5 protein-coding genes and 1 pseudogene are annotated in these 7835 nt (G+C 35.3%); all 6 read left to right on the top strand.

Annotated elements, in window-relative coordinates; all coding sequences use genetic code 11:
- The first annotated feature begins 2761 nt into the window (after positions 1 to 2761).
- Positions 2762 to 3595 carry an outer membrane protein gene (locus ACFIML_RS04700; protein ID WP_375606825.1) on the top strand — a complete coding sequence of 278 codons (834 nt, stop codon included), beginning with the start codon at positions 2762 to 2764 and terminating at the stop codon, positions 3593 to 3595.
- A 340-nt stretch (positions 3596 to 3935) separates the two neighbouring features.
- On the top strand, positions 3936 to 4769 hold the full coding sequence (locus ACFIML_RS04705) for a porin (RefSeq protein ID WP_375687504.1): 834 nt from the start codon (positions 3936 to 3938) through the stop codon (positions 4767 to 4769).
- 731 nt (positions 4770 to 5500) lie between these two features.
- Complete coding sequence (locus ACFIML_RS04710) at positions 5501 to 5635, top strand: hypothetical protein (RefSeq protein WP_375614562.1); 135 nt, start codon at positions 5501 to 5503, stop codon at positions 5633 to 5635.
- Positions 5636 to 5760: 125 nt separating this feature from the next.
- Positions 5761 to 5886 (top strand): hypothetical protein, encoded by a 126-nt coding sequence (locus tag ACFIML_RS04715; protein ID WP_375687506.1) that lies wholly within the window; start codon positions 5761 to 5763, stop codon positions 5884 to 5886.
- A 183-nt stretch (positions 5887 to 6069) separates the two neighbouring features.
- On the top strand, positions 6070 to 6957 hold the full coding sequence (locus ACFIML_RS04720) for an outer membrane protein (RefSeq protein WP_375610524.1): 888 nt from the start codon (positions 6070 to 6072) through the stop codon (positions 6955 to 6957).
- A 650-nt stretch (positions 6958 to 7607) separates the two neighbouring features.
- Positions 7608 to 7835 (top strand): annotated as a pseudogene (locus ACFIML_RS04725) (hemagglutinin repeat-containing protein); the annotation flags it as partial.

The raw sequence follows: 7835 nt of genomic DNA on the forward strand, positions 1-7835 counted from the left end.
CTAAACGGAATATGTTTGTGTTGCTAATTCATGTGCTTTTTTAAAGAAACCGGCACCAAAGTCCATTTTACAGGGGCGCTTATGAATGGTATAACGATAAAGCCTCCAATACCAATATAAAATCTATTGAACACTACCATCTTACGCTTATAGAGTTGACAAGCTGCTACTATCACACATTTTGCCAACACCCAATTTTGCGATAACCCTTGGCACTAGAGACGATTCATAAAAGGCATTTTTAGTCCTTTATTGTACAGTTTCACTCCACATAGGCTTCCCCACTTGTAATGTACAAACAAATGGTTTTGGTTGATTCAACATGAGGAAGATTTGGAATGAAAGGGTTTTTATGGTATTCGGAGTTCTAATTTAATCTGGATAACGATATATTATCATTATAAATAAATATGTTATATGATTAATATATAAAGACAACCATGATTATACTGAACAATGCAAAGAACGACACCTAGAAACAAATTAGCAAGGAATATGCTTTTACCAAATTAAAATGTTATAATAACTTTTGCGTTTAAATGGCCTCATAAGATAAAACTTCTTTTTTCAAGAGTCTTATCCATATATCAACCTCATTTATGACATGTAAGCGAATAATTTTGCTTAATGTATCATGAGCGAATTTTAAAATAAGATAATCTTATGATACTGAGAGCGCTCATTCGATAGGGGGGGATTATAAATCAATATGTTGATATGACATTTGTGTATTTTATTCTCCCTAGACGATATTTTGTGCTTTTATGCATTGCCAAACAAGTGATTTCTATGTTTGTAAAGTGGGGCAATTTGCATTTATTTTAAAATTAAAATGTTTCAAAGCTTTGTTTTTTGAGGATTCTCACTTTTTATCTATAAACATGCTATTTTTTCTGGAAATTTGCAATGAAGACACTAGGTAAAATCCATTATGGATATTTCTACGAGGTTAAATTTATGAACATAAAATATTTTATGACAACTTTTGCTACGTTTGCTTCAATCTCTGTAGCTCAGGGTGCTTCTTTCTTGTTTTCTCAAAAGTTAATACAGGACATATCTACGATTGTTCCTCCTAGAGATCTTTTTTCTAGTGAACGGTCTAGAAAGATCTTATCAGAAGTTTTTCAAAGAAAACCTTCTTGCAGAAATAACAGCGAATGCATAACAGCAGCTCAGTTAGTCCCTGTGTTACATTCTGGTAAAGAAAGAAGTCATTATCCTAAAAAAAGATCAGGGAAAAGAGGACGACCAAACCTATTTGCACGAGGTCCAATGAGTTATTAAAAAGTAAAAAACAACATCAAGAGGTCTAACGTATGATCGGGAATTGAAGGGAGGGGATATTTTTTATCATTTGAAAAGTGGAGGAGCAGTTGTTCGCAAAGGGTATTATAACTGTCTACGGAGGTGGTGAAGAGTACTATTTTGAAAAGATATGGGGAAGTGGATTTCGGTGCAAGAATACTCTATATAATGGCAATCGCTCGTTACAAAATTCATGGATTTGGATAAATATAGCCTCCGGATTTTGGGTTGCGCTATTATGCTGTAAATACTGTCATTTTAAGCGTGACTATACAGTGCATATCAAACTCCTTGATAAGAGTGTTTTTAGAGTAGGGCTTGTTCAGAGGGAGCATTTAGTTAAGTGAATCACATGGGGAAGGAGCTAAGAAAAATTCTTTCGACAAGAAACTAAGCTGTTTGCAGAGAGGATTTGAGAGGATACTTCATCAAAATCAAGTGAAAAAACAAAAATGTTAAATTTTTGATCTTTTATGGTATGCTTCGACTACAGATATAAAATATTCATTTGTCTATGATTCAAAATATCAGATATTTTTTCTGCCAAATTCATGATTTTTAAAGCAAGGTGTGGTTTGAAAACTTTAAGAAAGATTTCTCATTTTTTCAGCTCTAAGGATATTTCTATATAAGTTTTAATGTTTATCATACCGGTTGTCTGTCTTTAGGCATTTTTTTCAATTTAGTCTTGTAAAGAAGTATGAAATGATAGCCTACAAATAATGCTGAAGCTCTGGAAAAGATTTTCTAGAAAGTTAAGCAGAAGCGTAAGTATTTCAAAAAATAATAAATGCCTAATTAAAACAAAGAGCATGTGTGATGAAATTGCATGTAATTTTGTTGCAGTCCATAGGGTAGTGGAGATCTTGTTTTGTGCGATACAAGCATTCTTTACAATGATGAAAAAACAATCAAAGAGCTATTCACATTTTGTTATGCGAACGATGAAGCTAAAAACGTTGTTTGTATGAATTTAAATAGAACGGTTGCATTTGGCTGTTCTCAATATTTTAACAGTTCTCGCTATTTTTGATATTGAGAGTATTCATAGGTGGCATTTTAGCCTTTAATAGTTTTATTTATCCACACACTTTTGCTCTTTTGTGATGTGCAGGGGAATGGTTTTCGTTATTTTAATATAAATGAGAGCATCTTCAATAGTGCAGGTGAGCTATAAAAGACAATCTTTTATAGCCATAGTACATGCTTTACACGGAGGGTTCTGTGACGCAGTTTTTTGCAAAATTTATAAAGGAGAGCAAATGTGACAAGAGAAAATCATTTATGCAGTGGCATAGTTTAATTCTTATTTATTACAGATCAAGCAATTAAGGGTGCTTTGATTGGCTTTTTGTTTTTTTTATAAGTGTATCATTTTTGCTACAGATATCTGAAGATGGAGCTCTATATGAAATGGTGTGTTCAAATAAATATTCAGCTATGGAGAGAAAATATGAATATGAAATGGTTAATAACAGCTTCTGCTTTCGCTTTTGTTTCAGCTTCAGCAGCACAAGCAGCAGATGTTATTGTTCCCCCAAGTCCAACACCTGTTGCTCCCGTTATTGTTGCTCCAACTTTTTCTTGGACAGGTTTTTATGTTGGGGGCCAGATTGGTGGTTTTTCGGGTAAAACGAAAATGGATATTCTCAGTAACGGAAAAAAGATTCCAGTGCCTGATGACCTTTTGCCTAAACTCTCTGGTTTCATGGGTGGTCTTTACGCAGGTTCCAACGTTGATCTTGGTAATGGCCTTATTCTAGGTGTTGATACAGATATCATGTGGTCTAATAAAGATGACACGAAGACAGGAAAAACATATGTCATTGCCCCAGAACACATCAATTATATTAACAAGGTATTAAAAGACGCTGCAATTAATATTGGTAAAGATGCGCTTAAACCTGGCGCTAAACGAACCCACAGTTTCACTTTTAAAGAAAAGTGGGCTGGTGCAACGCGCGTGCGTATTGGTTTTGCAGCTGAACGCATTATGCCTTATGTTGCTGGTGGTATCGCTTATACACAGCTTCAAGATAGTGCGTTGATTTCAATAACAGATAAAGATTCAGACAAAGTAATCGCTTCTGGTACTCTGTCTGATGAAACAAAGACCCTTGTTGGTTACACCCTTGGTGCTGGTGTTGATTTAGCAATGACCAATAATATTATTGTACGTGCGGAATATCGTTACTCAGATTTTGGTAAAAAGAAATTCTCAAATGATAAATATGAGACTTCTTACAAAACCAATGATTTCCGTGTAGGTGTTGCTTACAAATTTTAACAGATGGTAAGTTAAATAACGAAGAGGCTCCGTCTTTGACAGAGCCTCTGTTATTTTCTGTTGCTATATTATCACACAACACATAATTTATTGTGGATATGAAAAGATATTCTTCAGGTTTTTTAAAAAAATATTATTCATAAGCAATAAACAATAATTATATTTAAAATCAATAAGTTATTACATTATACAGCTTACGGTTTCTCGTACAAAATCAAGCTATGAAGCATTTTTTTCTGGGATAAGCCCTCCATTTTCTGTAACTGTATCATTTTTACTACAGCTTTTCTTTCTGTAATCTTGTAGCACTGTGCTCATAAATAAATTAGGAGCAAAGTTTATGAATATAAAATCTTTAGTAACAACTTCTATTATCGCTATGGCGGCTGCTTCTGCAGCACAAGCTGCTGATGTTGTCATCCCTCGTGAAACAGCCCCAGCAGTTATTGCAGCCCCTTCATTTTCTTGGACAGGCTTTTATATCGGTGGTCAAGTTGGCAACTTTTCAGGTAAAGTTGATGTATATGATTCAGAAACAAAAAAGAAACTTACAGATAAAGATTGGACACCTAAGCCTTCCGGTTTCATGGGTGGTATTTATGTAGGCTCCAACGTAGATCTTGGTAATGGCCTCATTCTAGGTGTTGAAACCGATGCAGTCTGGGCAGGCCGCGAAGATTCAAAAGCGCATTCAGAAACCATTGGGGGAATTGGCCTTGACGGTTTCAAAGCTGAGCTTATAGCAGCGAAAGCTACACCTGCTACAGGAAAAACTATTGCTGGTATCGTAGCGACTGACAAACGGATAGATAGCACCTCTTTAAAAGAAAAATGGTCTGGTGCAACACGCGTTCGTATCGGTTTTACAGCAGTTGATCGCATTATGCCTTATTTCGCTGGTGGTATTGCTTATACGCAGCTGCAAGTGGTCGATTCTCTTAAGGCAGCGACAGCTGAAGGTGCTGAAATCGCTTCTGCTAAAGTGTTTGATGAAACAAAAACGATGGTTGGTTTCACTGTAGGTGGTGGTGTTGATTTCGCAATGACAGACAATGTTTTGTTGCGTGCAGAATACCGTTACTCAGACTTTGGTAAAAAAGCATTTGTAAAGGATGGGGATAAACTAGCTTACAAAACCAATGATTTCCGTGTAGGTGTTGCTTACAAATTCTAATTTCGTAAAAACGAAATGATGAAGACAAAATGAAAAATCATGAGGCTCTGTTAAAGACGGAGCCTCTTTTATTTTTCTATTGCTATATTATCACATACCTTATATTTGTTGGGGATGTAAAAGATATTATTCGGATTTTCTTAAAAAGATTTTCATAAACAAGAGACAATAACTACGGTGTAAAATCAATATCTTATGCATATATTTATAACTTACAATTTCTTGTACGAAGTGAAGTTATGAAATTATTTTATATTGGGTTCGTCTTTCGTTAATAAATTAGGAGCAAAGTTTACGAATATAAAATCTTTAATCATAATTTCTGTTATCATGATAACTACAGCTTTGCGACACAAGCTGCTAATGCTATCATTCTTGGTGAAGTAGCTCCAACAGGTATTGTTGCTCCTACTTTTTTTGAACAGGGTTTTATATCGGTGGTCAAGTTGGCAATTTTTCAAGCCAAGTTGATCTATTTGATTTAGAGATAAAAAAACTCCATACAAATATGGATTGCCTAAACTTTCAGGTTTGATTGGCGGTTTTTATACAGGATCTAACTTTGATCTTGGAAATGTCTTCATCTTAGGTGTTGTAACAGATGCAGTCTGGGCATGACCGTGGAAACACAAAAACGTACTTAGAGGATCTTGAGGCGTATGAGATATAAAAACTTAGCCAAAATCTTATAAATGCTAGCGTTACTTTGGCTGATGCAGAAAAGCTTCACGATGATGATACAATGGTTTATAATTTTTACTGAAGAAGAAAAATGGTCTAGTTTAACATGGGCCCGTATTAGTTTTGTAGTTGCTAATCGTATAATACCTTATTTTGCTGATGGTATTGCTTATACGCAAATGTAGGGCATTTCCGCAATTGAAGTGAAAAAAGAGGCTGGCTGATAATACTGGTCAAGTGATCGCTTCTGCTAATTTGCATGATGAAGACAAAGATACTGGTTAGTTTCACTTTAGGTGTTGACTTTGCAATGACAGACAATGTTCTGTTGCGTGCAGAGCACCATTACTCAGACTTTCGTAAGAAGCAATTTGCAAAGAATAAACTAGGCTATACAACCAATGACTTTCGTGTAGGTGTCGCTTACAAGTTCTAATTTCATCAAAAGTGCAATTATGAATACAAAGTATTAATAAAAAATTAAATTTCCAAAAGATATTGACTTTTACAAAAGCGCTGTTTTCTGGGATTTTTATTTGTATGATTGTGACATTTTTACTACAGCTTTTCTATTTATAATCTTGTAAGGTCGTTTTATAGTTAATTTAGGAGCAAAATTATGAATACAAAATCTTTAATAGCAACTTCTATTGCTGCTTTAATTTCAGCTTCTGCAGCACAAGCTGCTGATGTTATCATCCCTCGTGAAACAACCCCAGCAGTTATCGCAGCAGCCCCTTCGTTTTCTTGGACAGGCTTTTATCTTGGTGGTCAAGTTGGTAACTTTTCGAGTAAAACTAAAGTAACTATTCCAGGAGAAGATAAAGAACTTGTCAAAAAAGATAACACACCTAGTCCTTCAGGTTTCATGGGTGGGATTTATGCCGGATCTAACGTAGATCTTGGAAATGGTCTCATTCTCGGTGTTGAAACCGATGCAGTTTGGGCAGACCGTGAAGAATCAAAAACAGCCCGTGAATTGACTCTTACTAAAGAAGATGTGGCATTTTTTAATAATGCCCTTGAAAAAGCTAAGGTTGAATTAAAAGATCAGCAACGGTTTGAAATAGGTGACAAGGTAACGGAAAAGCACAGTTATAAAGAAAAATGGTCTGGTGCTACACGCGTTCGTATCGGTTTTGCTGCTGTTGACCGTATTATGCCTTATGTTGCTGGTGGTATTGCCTATGCGCAGGTACAGGGCATTCAGTCAGTTGCAGGAAAAGGAGAGAGAGCTAAAGTTGAGCAGAATGCTGGCGGGGATAAAAATGTTAATGCAGAGAATAAGCAAAGCGTAGATTTGACGGGTGGTGCTTGGGCTGATGAAACGAAGACAATGGTTGGTTTTACTATTGGTGGTGGAGTTGATTTTGCAATGACAGACAACGTTCTTTTACGTGCAGAATACCGTTACTCCGATTTTGGTAAAAAGAAATTCGCCAACGATACACGTGAATTCAATTACAAAACCAATGATTTCCGTGTAGGCGTCGCTTACAAATTCTAATTTCCTAAAAATAAAATTATAAGCACAAAAAAATACGAAGGCCTCGTTTAACGGGGCTTTTATTTTATTAGCCCTCTATTTTAATCTCTCTTAATCTTCTATTTTTTATTTGTATCATTTTGTGCTATAAGACTTTAAAGAAGAAAGTTTTATATTATAGAGGGCGAATTGGTGGTATATATGGATTTTATAGCTACTGATTACATAAAATTTTATATCACGGCTATCATTTTACGCCTAAGTGGAAAGTATTTAATTAATCTCAGAAATAGGAAAAGATCATAACCAGTGACGAACTTTAGTCTACTTTTATATACCAGATTAGAACGAGCGTACTACATCTGTTGGAGTAAGTTCTGAAACGGGAATACAGTCTCATTGGGGAAGAATATAAAGTTACAAAGAGAAAAACTAGTTTCCAACTTTATCATCTTCTTTTAATTTAGCTTTACGATTTTCAAAAACATTTAGAGTAATGTCTTTTAAATAATGAAAATGAAGATGACGCATTATCTTACGTTTTTGTTTATTGCATTCTTTTTATGGGATTATACTCCTCATGCAAAACAGAACGCCCCAACGGAATACATTTGTTGTTGTGTATTCACACATTTGTTTTAAAGAAATATTTTTCAAAGTATATCAATCCCACTTATGTATCTGGAAAAGATTTGAATATCTTAGGCTCTGATGTTCAAACAAAGGATAAACTTCTCTTGCAAGCTGAGAAGAATGTTTCGATTGATGCCACACGCAACAGTGCCAATAGCCATCGCGGGGATCAAACCTTTCATGTTGCCTTGCACAATGGCTCTCATTTAAGTTCTGGAAAAGAGACCACTGTTCTCTCTGGAAAAGATATCCATATTGCTGCTTCC

The organism is Bartonella sp. AC62GZZY, assembly GCF_042196525.1.
Classification (GTDB): Bacteria; Pseudomonadota; Alphaproteobacteria; order Rhizobiales; family Rhizobiaceae; genus Bartonella.

What these genes read in the sequence shown, in the direction of transcription:
- ACFIML_RS04700 (WP_375606825.1), top strand. Translation starts at nt 2,762, where the DNA reads ATGAATATGAAATGGTTAATAACAGCTTCTGCTTTCGCTTTTGTTTCA.
- ACFIML_RS04705 (WP_375687504.1), top strand. Translation starts at nt 3,936, where the DNA reads ATGAATATAAAATCTTTAGTAACAACTTCTATTATCGCTATGGCGGCT.
- ACFIML_RS04710 (WP_375614562.1), top strand. Translation starts at nt 5,501, where the DNA reads ATGATGATACAATGGTTTATAATTTTTACTGAAGAAGAAAAATGGTCT.
- ACFIML_RS04715 (WP_375687506.1), top strand. Translation starts at nt 5,761, where the DNA reads ATGACAGACAATGTTCTGTTGCGTGCAGAGCACCATTACTCAGACTTT.
- ACFIML_RS04720 (WP_375610524.1), top strand. Translation starts at nt 6,070, where the DNA reads ATGAATACAAAATCTTTAATAGCAACTTCTATTGCTGCTTTAATTTCA.